Here is a 14,291-nt window from a genome sequence, read left to right on the forward strand (position 1 = left end):
GAAGACATATTCAAGGAGGAGGACTTTTTATGAAGCAAGATTTTGTCGAAGTTGATATACCACGAACAAAGAAGCCGGTTACTAAGCGCTCACGCTTGACTGCGACCGTTTCACTGCACCAAGTAAAAATTAATGTCTACCAAGAAGCAGATCCCGCTCTGGTTAGTGAGATCATTAAAGCAGTAGCCGCTTATGCTGGTTAACTGGAGTGCCCCTCAGCACGTCTACATAGTTTGTGGCAAGACCGATCTGCGGAAGGGGATTGATGGTTTGGCCATGGTGATCGCAGAGAATTATGGCTTGGAATTAGATAATGATTCGTTATTCCTATTTTGTGGCAATCGTAATGACCGCTTCAAAGGCTTGTACTGGGACGGCGAAGGATTCATCCTGCTTTATAAACGCTTTGAAAATGGTGGACTGCGATGGCCGCGACATCGAGAAGACGCAGTGGCATTAACCAAGAGTCAGATTAAGGCATTGTTAGAAGGCATCTCGCCACTGCCTCAGAAACGAATCAGGCCGGCTATTAAGGGACCAGGGTATTAACAAGTTCCTCTTTTATTTGCCTCCATTATCTGATAACCTAATGGTCATCAGATAATAAAGGAGGTGATTGGTAATGGCTGAGAAGATCACTTTAGAAGAAGCCTTGCGTGAAAACAAAGAACTAAAGGCTAAGATTGCGGAACTGACCGAGATGGTAAACTATCTGCAAAAGCAACTTTTTGGAAAAAAAACTGAAAAATTAAGTGCTGGCCAGTTGGATCTGTTTGATGACAACGAACAGGAAACCGTGCCAACGAATGATTCAACAGTAGAAAAGTTGACCACTACCGTTACCAGTCACCAGAGAAAATGCAAATCAAAGGAATCACGTAAACAATTGCTTGATTGCCTAGAACAAGTTGAAGAACTTCATCAGCTAAGCGAGCAAGAACTGACTTGTGATCAATGCGGTCAAATGATGACGGTTATCGGCAAACATGAACAATATCGTGAAGTTAAACTGATTCCTGCCCACTTGTGCTGCAAAATCGTATGTACTGAAACGGCTAGATGCGAACACTGTCAAGATCCGGAAACCGACAATGATGTACTCGTTCAGGCAAAGACGCCACAGCCCTTGTTTCCACACAGTTACCTTTCAAGCTCGGTAATCGCCGAAGTACTTTTTGAAAAGTTTGGTCTGGCAGTACCGTTTACCCGCCAGACGCAGTATTGGGAGCGCCTCGGACTTCCCATCACCAGCAAACATATGGCTCGTGGGGTAATTGAAGCTGGCGAAAGGTTTGGGCAAAAGATTTATGAACGTCTGCGTCAAGAAATCAAGGCAGCACCTGTGGTGCAGCTTGATGAGACGCCATTTCAAGTTCTGGATCTTGATCAATCACATGGCTACTTCTGGTCAGCCTGTTCTACGGCAGAATTCAGTCCACATCAAGTATCGTATTTCCACTATGCCCCTTCACGATCAGGAAAGGTTATTACAGAAATCTTAGGTGATGACTTTTCTGGCGGTATTATGTGTGATGGGTTTAGTGGATATTCTGATAATCGCTTACCAGAAGCGTATTGGGGGACCTGTCTGGTTCATATCAATCGCCAATTTAAGCGACTGCTTGATCCAAAGATTACCCGCTTTCAAGGGCAAAGTATTGCGAGTGACGCCGTGCGGATCCTTGCCAAAGTATTTCACATCGAAAAACGGTTGAAATATTCATCAGCAAGTGAGAAGGCAGCCCAAAGGCGTCAGCATTTAAAAGCGATGATTGATGATTTCTATCAGCTGATTGAAGAAGCCTTGACGAAATCGCCACTCAAACCGCTACGCAATGCAATCAAAAATGCCCTCAAATTGAAGAAGCGGGTTTACCAGATGTTCAGGCATGGAGAGCTGCCATTGCATAATAATCACAATGAGCAACTGATTCGTCCCACCACGCTGGTCAGAAAGAACAGTCTGTTTGCGAAGTCCACGGCTGGGGCCAAAGCCAATGCGATCTGGTATAGCATCGTGCAAACCGCAAAACTAAATCATTTGGATGTCTTTAAATATTTAGAGACCCTGCTTAGCGCCTTTACAAAACGCGAAACGCCAGAAATAGAGGCTTATTTGCCATGGGCTCGTGAAATTCAAGAAAGCTGCAAAGCCTAATTGATAAATGAACAGCGGTCGACCACGCAGAAATGCGCCGGTCGACCGCTGCTTTTTTGTTCTTTAATTTTTGAAATTGGTCACCGCTTAGTAGGCAACACGGTTCAATATGGTGTGCTTACGGAAAAACACAGTCAGCAAGCCATTTTTTTGAATTTTACTTTTAGACAACTCATAAAACGACTACTGCAGTTCATCCTTGATCGTCTGCCACATCATTGCGTGCTGATGATTGAAGAACTTAGGCTGCTCATCCAGGGAAAAATAGCGAATCCGCAGTGTTTCGGTCGGTTTAAAAGCCATTTGCCGACTCCCGACTTCCTTAACCAAAAAGAAGGCATTGATTGGCTGAACCTGATCGCCGTTTGGATAGGTGTAGAATTCCTGATCTGAAATCTTCAGCAGTTTAACCGGCTCAACCTCAATCCCAGCATCTTCTTTAAATTCACGCTTAACCGTATCCTGAAATGACTCGCCAAATTCCATGTAACCGCCTGGAAAGCCCCAATCACCAGTATCAGCTCGCTCCTGCAGCAATACCTGTTGCTTTTCATTGACCAAGGCTCCTGAGGCACTGGTCATGATCAGCGGCTGATGACCGACCTTGGCGCGCAAGTCTTTAATATAGGCCATCTTGATCCTTCCTCTCATTTTTTGATTAATTTTAACACGGACTTCTTCACTAATATTCAATTATCACATTTTATCTTATAAAAAAATAAATAATCATTATTGCCTTATATAAAGAGACCGCAGATATTGAATGCTTAAATTATTAAATTTATTATAATTAATATAAATTTTTTTGTATTTTTTATGAAGAAGGTATGATTTTATGAAAAAGTCCAATCTTACTAAAGAATTCAGTGCTGGCATAATTGCTGCATCTTTAGGCATACTATCAACTGCGGCTATATCTCCAAAACCAGTCCATGCAAGCAGCATCACTCCAGTTTTAGCCCCAAAGTCTAAATTAAACAGCCCAACCACTGCCGGCATCGTTAATAACAAATTCGGATGGATCAACAATGACGATTACATTAAAAGCCTTGGTATCGATATCAACGATTTAGATTCCCATAATTTTCTTAGCCTTGCCTCTTTGTTCCATATTTTTGCCAATCAAGCTAATCTAACCGCTGATACCAATGGCAATCTGGCAGTCAAAGTGCTTAATAATGCAAATGACTTTGGTACCCGGGGAAAGTCTCCAAATTTAACGAAAGGTGATGTTAGCTACATTCAACAGCTGACTAAAAATCTCCCCGGAAACGCGTTTAGAAATACAACCTTTAATCACGTTATCTTTGGTAAGGGAGTTAAAGTCGACAAGCAGGCTGACCAAGTATTGATCAACGACATCAAAATAAACAATTTAAAACCAACTGATGTTCAAAGTGATCGCAATGAACCATTCATTAATTTTGAACAAGTTTTTAATAAACTGAAACTAAATTCAACCACTGCTGCAAAGCACTCTAGCAACTCAGAAAACGTAGCTGCTGATTTCAGTGACATGAATAATCGTTACGTGGATGTCTCAAATGCCAAACCAGAAAACGGCTATATCTATCTGAACATTCCATTTGAATACTTAAGTGCGCCTCAGCCTCTTTCGATTAAGGGTCTATCTAATTCGTTGGTTGCGCCAACCATCGTTATTAATGTGACCAACATACCCACAGACACAGACAGTCTAAACATCTCAACCCAGATTCTGCTGAAGTATGAGGACGGTACAGTTCTGGCTAATAGTGAATCGCATGACAAGCCGAATCATATTGTGTGGAACTTTGGCAATAACAAACAAACGCTCAATTTCAACAGTGGTCGTTTTATGGGCAGCATTCTGGCGCCAAACGCAACGGTTAATGCAAACGTAAACATTGATGGTAATATCGTCGCTGATTCTGTCAATATTAGCGGTGGCGAGTCCCATCGCTGGGATCTCTATACTCAACCGACTCAACCGACTCAGCCGACTCAACCGACTCAGCCGACCCAGCCAACTCAGCCGACTCAGCCAACTCAACCGACTCAGCCAACTCAGCCGACTCAGCCAACCCAGCCAACTCAACCGACTCAACCGACTCAGCCGACCCAACCGACCCAACCAACTCAGCCGACTCAGCCAACTCAGCCAACTCAGCCAACTCAGCCAACCCAGCCGACTCAGCCGACTCAGCCAACTCAACCGACTCAGCCAACTCAACCGACTCAGCCAACTCAGCCAACTCAGCCGACTCAGCCAACCCAGCCAACTCAGCCAACCCAGCCAACCCAGCCGACTCAACCGACTCAGCCAACTCAGCCGACCCAGCCAACTCAGCCGACCCAGCCAACTCAGCCGACTCAGCCAACTCAGCCGACTCAGCCAACCCAGCCAACCCAGCCGACTCAGCCAACTCAGCCAACCCAGCCAACCCAGCCAACCCAGCCGACTCAGCCAACTCAGCCAACTCAGCCAACCCAGTTGACCAATCTAAGTTTCAAAGAGCCAACAACTAGGACGGCTAATCAGCAAGAGCATCAAGTGCTACCGAAAACTGGCAATCAATCTGACCACCCATTATCTGTTTTAGGCTATCTCGCTATTATTTTAAGTAGCTTGATTGGTCTCATATCCCGTCGTAACAAGCGCAAGGCCTAAAAAGAAGTGATCAAATGCACTACTTTATTACATCACGGATCGATAAACTCACTTCAGCAATTGAGTTAGCCGAGATCAAAAGGCTAAAAATCTTTAAGTCACTTCATATTCCGGCCAAAATCGTTACGTTGGTCTATTCACGTTATCAACAACAGATTTGGTATGAATTAGGCATCGAGCACGATGTTATTAATCCAATTGCCTATTTTCAAAAATTATCTGACCACAAAATAGCAACTGCTAAATTAAGAAAAGAGCTGCTAAGCGATAATCAGTTGACGATTCAAGGAAATCGTGGTTTTATTAATGATCGGCTTCGAATCGAAATCAACCTGTATGATAATGAAATAGATTATGTTACGTACTGGGATCGTTGGGGATTCGCCGATCGTCGTGATTTTTACGTCAATAACCAACTCAGTTTTTCTGAATATTTCGATGACAAAGGCAAATTGATAACGCGAACGTATTTTGATTGCCAGGGGACTGCTTTTCTAACCTATCATTATCGTGGCGGTCCTGGAAATGTACCCGTCCTTACCTTGATTCAGCTAAGGCATTCAAACAAATGGATTCAATTTGATCAAGAAATCAACTTTTGGACCTATTTCCTAACTCTTATCGTTAAGCAGGATCCAGCTGCCATCTTATATTCAGATCGAGAAGATTATGTCGTACCAATTTTTAAAATGATGAATGTACCAGTTAAAAAATTCGTCATTCTTCACTCTGCGTTTACCCAGAATGCTCAAGCAGATGGTGAGCCATTCCCTTATATCAAAGAAATTTTTGAACTCGGCAATCAACTCAATGGCATCATCGTCTCAACTAACCAAGAAGCTGTTGATTTAAAAAATCGTCCTGAGGTAAAAGTACCATGCTACGCGATTCCGGTCAGCTATCTACCTGATTTACTGTTGGAAAAGCAGGTTCCCTTTAAAAACCGAATTCCCGGTCAGTTAATTGCCGTGGCACGTCTCACTCCAGTCAAACAGCTGGATCAGCTAATCAATGTGGTAATCTCGCTCCATCAAACATTGCCTTTCATTGACCTAAAGATCTATGGCTACGATGACGACTGGCAAAATTATGAAACCTCAACTGCTCTGCATCATTTGGTAAAAGCTGCAAATGCTGACAGTTATATTCACTTCTGCGGCTATTTAAAAGACTTAACTGATATTTATCAATCTGCCGATATCGAAGTCGTTACCAGTGCTTATGAAGGTTTCTCTATGGCCATTCTAGAAGCTTTAGGGCATGGATGTCCGGTGGTAAGCTATGATATCAACTATGGACCAAATGAACTGATTAAAAACAACGAAACTGGCAATCTGGTTCCCGCCGGCGATACGTGGACTCTGCAACGAACCTTATCAAAACTGCTGACTCATCGCGAAATTCTAAAAAAGTATAGTCTAAACGCTTCAAAAACAATGCTGGCTTACTCTCAAAACAGCGTAGCCAAGAACTGGTCGGCTTTTGTCCGCCAAATTAATGCTGACTAGTTATGAAATGCAATCAGAAAGTCCGATCGATTCGCTATTTTTGCGGATCAATCGGGCTTTTAAGCTACTCTGGATTTTTAAAGTCTAAGCGTGCCAATGCTCCTGTTTGAACTGCTCTCGTCCACCAGCCTCCTCTTTAGCATAGCGTTCTGGATCTTTCTTGTAGAAATTCTGATGGTAGTCTTCTGCCAGATAAAATGGCTGGGCATCTTCAATCTTGGTTACGATTGGATCATCGAAAATCCCGCTGTTGGCCAGTTTCTGCCGTGACGCCAATGCAATCTGCCGCTGCTGCTCATCCTTAACGAAAATTACGGGGCGGTAGTTGTCGCCACGATCTTGAAACTGTCCCATGGCATCGGTTGGATCAGTCTGGTGCCAGTAAATTTCAACCAGCTGTTCATAAGAAACTTTGGCTGGATCAAACGTAATGCGGACTGCCTCCGTATGACCGGTCGTCCCCGTTTTAACCTGTTCATAGGTCGGGTTTTCAACGTGCCCACCTGTATAGCCGGATTCTACCTTTTCAATGCCCGGATAGGTATCAAATGGCTCAACCATGCACCAGAAGCATCCTCCTGCAAAAATTGCCGTTTCAAAAGTCATCTTAACTGCCCCTTTCATTTAATCGTTACTAACTATTACTTAGTGCCATAGATGTCCCAAGCAGCTTTTTGGGCTCCCTTGTAGGTCTTTTGGATTGCCTTTTTGGTTTCTTCAGTCTGGTAAGCCTTTACGACCTTCTTGTAGACTGGGTTATCCTTATCCTTTTCCTGTACGGCAATGATGTTTACGTATGGCTTAGCCTTTTTGTTGATTGGTTCCATGTAAAGCGAATCCTTGCCTGGCTTAAGCTTAGCAGCCACCGCGTAGTTACCGTTGATTATAGATGCGTCAACAGAGCTCAATGCCCGAGCTGCCGTTGCTGGATCAACTTCTTTAAACTTCAGATTCTTAGGGTTACTGGTAATGTCGTTTAATGATGGCTTGATGCCGCTGCTCTTCTTTACCTTGATCAGCCCTGCCGACTGCAGCATGTTCAGTCCACGGCCCAAAGTCGTTGGTTCATTTGGAATCGCAATCGTGGCTCCATCCGGCAGATCTTTAAGTGAGCTGTATTTCTTGGAGTACAGTCCCAATGGCGAGATTACCGTATTACCAATGCTTACCAGATGCGCGTTTTGTGACTTGTTGTAAGATTCAAAGTAGTATTTGGTCAAGCAGGAGTGCATGTCAATCTTGCCATCCTTCAAGGCCTTGTCTGGCTGAACGTAATCATCAAAGACCACATATTTAATATTGATCCCCTGCTTTTTGAGCCGCGCCTTGACGTTGTTCCAAACCGGCTGCGAGTCAGTCCCGACCAATCCTAATCGCACCGTGGTCGTCTTTGGCTTGGCCGTCCGTTTGTAGATTAGGCCAATCGCCCCTGCTGCAACGATTAATAAGGCAGCGATGGCAATAATCCAGTTTCGACGTCGCTTTTTTCTCATAAGATCCTCCTCAGTGCTGTTGAAAATTAAAAACGCCCCTAAAAAACGGCTCTTCAGCCATTTTTCAGGGACGTCTGACAGTCATGATCAGCGTGTTACCACCCATCTTCAAGAACGCATTGCAGCATTCTCCTCAGCGAGTTCTCGATTATTCGAAAACCCCGACTTTGATAACGGCGTCGCCCCGTGCTGCGCTCACCAGGGGCTCACGCATCAAACCGCTCCAAGACCATCTTCACCAACTTTGACCGATCGCTTTCCACCATTAACGACTCTCTAAGCGGCCTTCATTGGATACTCATCTTTTCTCAGCACTTTTTAATTTAATTTTCATAAAGTATCTTAACTGAATCGACGACGACTGTCAACAAGAATCTTAAAAATTTTTAATCTGCCCTCATCATCAATCAGAAATCAGCAGTATTAAGCAGCCGGATTCACCAGTGATTACCGAAGTTCAGCTTGGCATCACTAACTCTAGGAAAGTTGACCTCATCAGTCTCTAAAAGCCTATCACTAATTAGAAATTAATGATTTTAAAATGCTGACTATGTGAAGAAAATTAAATGTTGACCAGCTCAAGTTCTTAAATTACCCACTATTTCAATTTTTAGCTGGATGTAGCTAAATACATACTCGTTTTTCATGTTGCCATTAAAACCCAGATTTATCAACCATTCCTCGACATCCTAAAGTTCCCAACTGCAGTTCTGCTTTAACTGCGACTAAAAAGCACCGCCGCAAAACTGCAGCGATGCTTTTCTGTTTATTCAGCTGTCTTCATCGGCCATTACCGAGATCACGTTTAGTTCAGTGAATCTGGTGGTAAATGGCGCCATTCGCAGCCCAGCCACTCGTTTTTCAATGGCTTGCTGCAAACTGGCTGGAACATGCATAAACTGCAGATCCCGCACCAACGCGTACTGATTTTCCCGGTTGACCAGCAGCAGGGTCGCGCTGTCTTCGGTATAGCGAATCAAGCCCAAAACCTCATTACCAGCAACCATGACTCCAGTCTGTCCTTCTTTAAGCGATTCGCATTCTTGGCGGATATCCGACCAGTAGTGCACCGTCTTTTGTAATTCGGTGTTTTCACGTCCCCATGGAAAATAGCGGCGATTATCAGGATCCTTGCCGCCTTCTACGCCAGCTTCATCCCCGTAATAGACGCAAGGGATTCCCGGCAGGTTAAACAATAGGGCAAACGCGATCTTTACCAGTGGCACGCTTTGATTCAAAACGGTCAGGATGCGCTCGGTATCATGCGTTCCCAGGTTATTCAGACAATCAAGCAGGAAATTGCGCGGATAGTTTTCCACCAGCGTCAGCAAATCCTCGCCAGCCTTTATCGGATCACTATGACCCTGCAAAAAATTGATGACCCACTGACGCAGCGGATAGTTCATCGTACCGTAAAGATTGTCGCCACTGACATAGGGACGGCGATGACCATAGCTGACCTTGCTGGAGGCATCCTCCCAGACTTCGCCAATCAGAATGCGATCATCATAGCGGTCCAGATTGCGACGAATGGCCCGCAGAAAATCATCCGGCAGCTCATCAGCCACGTCCAGCCGCCAGCCATCAACTCCCAGATCATTCCATTTAGTCAAGACACTGCCTCGCTCACCGTAGATGAACTGCTGATAGCTGGGATTGTCCTTATTGACCGTTGGCAGATCATCAACTCCCCACCAACAGTCATATTGATCCGGGTAATGCTTGAAATTGAACCATTCATAATAAGAGCTGTTTTTGTCATTGGCCGCGCCGGTCTGCTTGCCATAGAGATGACCGGCGTTGAAATAGCGGCTGTTTTTGCCTACGTGATTGAAGACGCCATCCAAGATCAGATGCATATCGTTTTCATGCAGCATCGTGACCAAAGTCTTAAAGTCTTCTTCAGTTCCCAGCATTGGATCGATCTTTAAGTAGTCATTGGTATCGTAGCGATGATTGCTAGAGGCCTCAAATATTGGGTTCAGATAAAGTGCCGTCACGCCCAAGCGCTTAAGATAGGGAAGTTTGGCAATGATGCCGCGCAGGTTGCCGCCGTAAAAGTCCCAGCGCGCAATCTTATGGTTCTCGTCATAGATATACATTGGTCGATCAGCGGTGGTTGCATATAAAAACGTATTTGGCTTCTTGCCGTCAATCTCACCATGCGGATTGCCATTTGCAAAGCGATCTGGAAAAATCTGGTAAAAAACCGCATTGCGATACCATTCCGGCCGTGGAACCTGCCGATCGTAACAGGTCAGCTGAAATGGCTCAACCTTACTGATATCCGTGGTCTCTTTCCCCGTGCCGCCATGCAGATGTCCGAGGTAAAGCGCGGCATCGTTTTCGCGACGCACCCGGAAATAGTAGTGGTACAAGCCGGAAGTCGTAATCTTGATCTCGCCAGTATATTTGCCTGGTTCGTTTTCATCTTGAGTCAGCGGATAAAAAACCGTGTTCTCATCCAGCTTGGTAACGCCGACCGCGACCTGCGTAACGTTTTGGCAGTCAACCTTAACGCTGAATTGAACGTTGTTGCCTGCCTGCAGTGCTCCAAATGGCTGCTTGAACTCCAACTGCCAGGCATTGTAATGGATCTGCCCCAAAGCAGTCCCCCCTTACTTGTTTGGCGTCAGTTTCCAGACATCGTCAACGTAGCGGTCAATCGTCAAATCGGATGAGAAGTGGCCGGCATTGGCAGTGTTGATCAGACTCATCTGGGCCCAGTGCTTAGGGTTGCGGTAGGCCTGATCAACCTTGTCCTGCGCCTTGAGGTAGGATTCAAAGTCGCGCAGCACAAAGAACTGATCGCCATTATACTGAACCAGCGACTCAAAAATCTCGCGGCCTTCCATGCTGATGTTTGGAATCGTGCCATCAACGAACGCATCCACGACACGATGAATAACCGGGTCGTTTTCATAATACTCGCTGGCATGATATGAATTATCGGCATAGTAGCGGTAGACTTCCTGTGATGAGAGACCAAACGTAAAGATGTTGTCATCACCAACATAGTCATGAATTTCAATATTGGCGCCATCCATCGTAGCCACAGTCAGCGCACCGTTGGCCATGAGCTTCATATTGCTGGTCCCGGATGCTTCTTTTGAGGCCAGTGAGATCTGTTCCGAAACATCGGCAGCTGGAATAATCCGGTCAGCTAATGATACATTGTAGTTTTCCAAGAAGACGACCTTAAGCTTGTCATGGATGTCAGGATCGTTGTTGACCAGGTTGGCAACCTCATTGATGCACTTGATCACAGCCTTAGCGTATTGATAGCTTGGTGCTGCCTTGGCCCCAAAGATGAATACGCGTGGGTAGATGTCGGCATTTGGATTGGCCTTTAAATCTTGATAAAGCTTGACGATGCGCAGCAGGTTCAGCAGTTGGCGCTTGTAGGCATGCAGCCGCTTGATCTGAACGTCAAAGATGGCTTTTGATGAAACCTCGATTCCCGTCTGCTGCTTGATAAACTTGGCCAGATCACGCTTGTTGGCCTGCTTGGCGGCAATCAGCTGATCCAAGACCTTGTTGTTGCTCCGGTACTTCAGCAGTTTCTCCAATTCAAGCGGGTTCTTGCGCCAGTCAGAGCCGATTTCCTGATCCAAAATAGCAGCCAGCCGCGGATTGTCGATGGCCATCCAGCGACGCAGCGTTACCCCATTAGTCTTGTTGTTGAAACGTTCGGGGTAAAGCCGATAGAAGTCATGCAGCACTTCTTTTTTCAGCAGCTCGGTATGCAGCTTGGCAACCCCGTTGATGCTGTGTGAGCCAATGATTGCCAGGTGTGCCATGTGAACCTGGTTGTTGGCAATGATGCGCGTGCGGTTAATGAAGTTTTGATCATACTTGCCTTCCAAGGACAGCACGAAACGCCGATCGATTTCTTGAATGATCTGCAGAATCCGTGGCACTTCCTGCTGCATCATGTTAATGTCCCAGCGTTCCATCGCCTCAGCCATAATCGTATGGTTGGTGTAGCTCATGACGTTGACCGTAACCTGCCAGGCATCCTCCCAGCCCAGGCCATGCTCATCCATCAAAAGACGCATCAATTCGGCGATTGCCATTGAAGGATGCGTATCATTGATGTGAACGGCAACGTATTGATCAAGCTTGGTTAAAGGCTGATCGTATTTTTCCAGATAGTGATTGAGAATGCTTTGCAGACCAGCCGAAACGAAGAAGTATTCTTGACGGATCCGCATGCGCCGACCATCTTCCGTTGAATCGTCAGGATAGAGCACGCTGGTCAGATCCTCAACCCGCCGCAGATCGTCAATCGTCCGATACTTGCTTTCCTCGTCTTCAGGAATCTCAGCATCCCAAAGCCGCAGCGTGTTGACGACGCCATTCTCATAGCCGACCATCCCAGTATCGTACGGCACGGCCTTAACCAGCTGTGAGCCTTCATATACCGGCTTCAGCTGACCATTTTTCGGCTGCAGATAGACCTGACCGCCAAATCGAACCAGCACGGAATGCGTTTCTCGGCGTTCTTCCCAGACATTGCCTTCGTTCAGCCAGTTGTTTGGCAGTTCAACTTGATAGCCATCAATGAACTTCTGCTTAAACAAACCGTACTTGTAGCGAATCCCGTTCCCATTGCCGGCATAGCCATCACTGGCCAGTGCGTCCATAAACGATGAGGCCAAGCGACCCAGGCCACCATTGCCAAGTGCCATGTCGTTTTCCTGTTCCACGACCTTTTCAAAATCAACGCCCAGTTCCTTCATGCCATCCTTGACGATCTCCAGCCAGCCCATGTTGAACAGATTGCTTTGCAGCATGCGGCCAGGCAGAAATTCAATCGAGAAGTAGTACAGCTGCTTTTTGTGCTGCTGATCATAGCTGCGCCAGGTGTGATGCCAGTTTTGGTTGTAGGCTGACTTGACCATGCCTGCCAAGACCTTGTACATGTCAAAATAGGAGGCCTCATCAATATCCAGGGCCAGATCGTCTTTTAAACGTCGCTTAAAATCCTGCTTAAACTGTGATTTTGTTAAACTCAAATTTCTATCCCCTCTCAGTTTTTCGCAATCAAAAACTAAAACAGTGACTTATACATATCCAGATAGGCCTGGCTCTGCTTATCCCAGCTAAAGTCTTTAGCCATCGCGTTTTGCATCAGATGACGCCAGATTTTCGGCTGTTGATAGGTTGCCATGGCTTCTTTAATAGCCTCCATCATGTAAAAGCCGCTAAACTGCTCAAAGCCAAAGCCCGTACCAGTATTGGTGATCGGATTATATGGCTCGACGCTGTCCTTTAGTCCCCCGATTTGGTGAACGATTGGCAGCGTGCCATAGCGCATTGAAATCATCTGCGAAAGTCCGCATGGCTCAAAACCAGATGGCATCAAGAACATATCGGCTCCTGCGTAAATGCGCTGGGCCAGACCAACATCAAACTCAATCTTGGCGCCAAACTTGTCATGATGAACGCCGTTGAACCAACGAAAATCGTGTTCAAAATTGGCATAGCCCGTTCCCAGCAGAACAACTTGCACATCAAATTTCATCAGATTTTCCATTTCATTGACGACCAACTGGAATCCTTTTTGATAAGTCAGCCGGCTGACGATCCCGATCAATGGAACGTCTGGACGTTGCGGCAGGCCAAACTCTTTTTGCAGGGCTGCCTTATCCTTGGCCTTACCCTTGAGATCCTTAACTGTGTAATTGGCAGCCAGATTAGGATCAGTTGCCGGGTTGTTGACGTCATAGTCGATCCCGTTTAGAATACCGCACAGCTTAAAGTTTTCCATGCGCAGCACCTCATCCAGATGACAGCCAAATTCGGGTGTCTGAATCTCGGACGCATAGCTAGGACTGACCGTGTTGACCCGATCAGCATACAGAATTCCGGCTTTCATAAAGTTAACGGCCGTGCCATAGCGAACGGTGCCATCGTCATAACGTTCCGGCGACATGCCAAACAGTTCGGTCATGACTTCGCGGCCATACTCACCCTGGAATTCCAGATTATGGATCGTCAAAACGGTCTTGATGTGATGATATGGTCCAACCCAGCCATATTTTTCCTTGAGCAGAAACGGCATAAACGCGGTATGGTAGTCGTTACAGTTTAAAACGTCCGGCACCCAGTTGTAGCGGCCCATCAATTCACAGGCTGCCTGCTGAAACCAGGCAAACCGCTCTCCATCGTCATAGTAGCCGTAAAGCTTAGGCCGATCAAAATAGTAACGGTTGTCCAAAAACATGTAGCGCACGCCGTCTTGATAGAGCGTCTCAACGCCACAGTACTCGGTTCGCCAGCCGACTTTAACCTCAAACGAGCCCCAGCTTTCCATTTTTTCTTGAAACTTGCCTGGCATCCAGCGCCACAGCGGCAAAACCACCCGCACCTCATGACCTTTTTTAGCAAGGGCTTTCGGCAGCGCGCCGACCACGTCACCCAGGCCGCCGCTCTTAAAGAAAGGGGCGCATTCCGCGGCCGCAAACATAATTTTCATG

12 protein-coding genes are annotated in these 14,291 nt (G+C 46.1%); 5 read left to right on the forward strand and 7 right to left on the reverse strand.

What is annotated here, in order from left to right:
- The first annotated feature begins 29 nt into the window (after positions 1-29).
- From ABC765_RS06685 to ABC765_RS06695, 3 genes are all read left to right on the forward strand, one after another.
- Positions 30-203: a hypothetical protein gene (locus ABC765_RS06685; RefSeq protein ID WP_303094221.1), complete on the forward strand. Its 174-nt coding sequence runs from the start codon at positions 30-32 to the stop codon at positions 201-203.
- The gene (gene tnpB, locus ABC765_RS06690; RefSeq protein ID WP_013437559.1) at positions 193-549 is read left to right on the forward strand and encodes an IS66 family insertion sequence element accessory protein TnpB; all 357 of its coding nucleotides are present in this window, start codon (positions 193-195) and stop codon (positions 547-549) included. The genes ABC765_RS06685 and tnpB overlap by 11 nt, the downstream gene beginning before the upstream one ends.
- Before the next feature lie 73 nt (positions 550-622).
- Positions 623-2,158 (forward strand): IS66 family transposase, encoded by a 1,536-nt coding sequence (locus ABC765_RS06695; RefSeq protein WP_347952914.1) that lies wholly within the window; start codon positions 623-625, stop codon positions 2,156-2,158.
- Positions 2,159-2,341: 183 nt separating this feature from the next.
- Here ABC765_RS06695 and ABC765_RS06700 read toward each other — a convergent pair whose 3' ends face one another.
- Positions 2,342-2,791: an NUDIX hydrolase gene (locus ABC765_RS06700; RefSeq protein WP_347953397.1), complete on the reverse strand. Its 450-nt coding sequence runs from the start codon at positions 2,789-2,791 to the stop codon at positions 2,342-2,344.
- Positions 2,792-2,887: 96 nt separating this feature from the next.
- Positions 2,888-3,148 (reverse strand): hypothetical protein, encoded by a 261-nt coding sequence (locus ABC765_RS06705; RefSeq protein WP_347953398.1) that lies wholly within the window; start codon positions 3,146-3,148, stop codon positions 2,888-2,890.
- A 112-nt stretch (positions 3,149-3,260) separates the two neighbouring features.
- On the opposite strand from ABC765_RS06705, the gene ABC765_RS06710 reads away from it, so the two are divergent.
- Together ABC765_RS06710 and ABC765_RS06715 are read left to right on the forward strand one after the other, a co-directional pair.
- Positions 3,261-4,808: a collagen-binding domain-containing protein gene (locus ABC765_RS06710; protein WP_347963778.1), complete on the forward strand. Its 1,548-nt coding sequence runs from the start codon at positions 3,261-3,263 to the stop codon at positions 4,806-4,808.
- Between the two features lie 14 nt (positions 4,809-4,822).
- Positions 4,823-6,316, forward strand: coding sequence for a glycosyltransferase (locus tag ABC765_RS06715; protein ID WP_347953400.1), 1,494 nt, complete (start codon positions 4,823-4,825; stop codon positions 6,314-6,316).
- 84 nt (positions 6,317-6,400) lie between these two features.
- On the opposite strand, the gene msrA is transcribed toward ABC765_RS06715, so the two are convergent.
- From msrA to glgA, 5 genes are all read right to left on the reverse strand, one after another.
- Complete coding sequence (gene msrA / locus ABC765_RS06720) at positions 6,401-6,922, reverse strand: peptide-methionine (S)-S-oxide reductase MsrA (protein WP_347953401.1); 522 nt, start codon at positions 6,920-6,922, stop codon at positions 6,401-6,403.
- Positions 6,923-6,957: 35 nt separating this feature from the next.
- Positions 6,958-7,809, reverse strand: a complete 852-nt coding sequence (locus tag ABC765_RS06725) for a MetQ/NlpA family ABC transporter substrate-binding protein (protein ID WP_347953402.1) — start codon at positions 7,807-7,809, stop codon at positions 6,958-6,960.
- 770 nt (positions 7,810-8,579) lie between these two features.
- On the reverse strand, positions 8,580-10,415 hold the full coding sequence (locus ABC765_RS06730; protein ID WP_347953403.1) for a glycoside hydrolase family 13 protein: 1,836 nt from the start codon (positions 10,413-10,415) through the stop codon (positions 8,580-8,582).
- A gap of 12 nt (positions 10,416-10,427) precedes the next feature.
- Positions 10,428-12,827: a glycogen/starch/alpha-glucan phosphorylase gene (locus ABC765_RS06735; RefSeq protein WP_347963780.1), complete on the reverse strand. Its 2,400-nt coding sequence runs from the start codon at positions 12,825-12,827 to the stop codon at positions 10,428-10,430.
- A gap of 35 nt (positions 12,828-12,862) precedes the next feature.
- Positions 12,863-14,290 (reverse strand): glycogen synthase GlgA, encoded by a 1,428-nt coding sequence (glgA, locus tag ABC765_RS06740; RefSeq protein ID WP_347953405.1) that lies wholly within the window; start codon positions 14,288-14,290, stop codon positions 12,863-12,865.
- Position 14,291 lies beyond the last annotated feature (1 nt).

The organism is Limosilactobacillus sp. WILCCON 0051 (assembly GCF_039955095.1).
Classification (GTDB): Bacteria; Bacillota; Bacilli; order Lactobacillales; family Lactobacillaceae; genus Limosilactobacillus; species Limosilactobacillus allomucosae.

Bases quoted from the DNA above. Each gene is read 5' to 3' on its own strand.
- msrA (WP_347953401.1), bottom strand. From the start codon at position 6,922: ATGACTTTTGAAACGGCAATTTTTGCAGGAGGATGCTTCTGGTGCATG.
- glgA (WP_347953405.1), bottom strand. From the start codon at position 14,290: ATGAAAATTATGTTTGCGGCCGCGGAATGCGCCCCTTTCTTTAAGAGC.
- ABC765_RS06725 (WP_347953402.1), bottom strand. From the start codon at position 7,809: ATGAGAAAAAAGCGACGTCGAAACTGGATTATTGCCATCGCTGCCTTA.
- ABC765_RS06700 (WP_347953397.1), bottom strand. From the start codon at position 2,791: ATGGCCTATATTAAAGACTTGCGCGCCAAGGTCGGTCATCAGCCGCTG.
- tnpB (WP_013437559.1), top strand. From the start codon at position 193: ATGCTGGTTAACTGGAGTGCCCCTCAGCACGTCTACATAGTTTGTGGC.
- ABC765_RS06715 (WP_347953400.1), top strand. From the start codon at position 4,823: ATGCACTACTTTATTACATCACGGATCGATAAACTCACTTCAGCAATT.
- ABC765_RS06685 (WP_303094221.1), top strand. From the start codon at position 30: ATGAAGCAAGATTTTGTCGAAGTTGATATACCACGAACAAAGAAGCCG.
- ABC765_RS06695 (WP_347952914.1), top strand. From the start codon at position 623: ATGGCTGAGAAGATCACTTTAGAAGAAGCCTTGCGTGAAAACAAAGAA.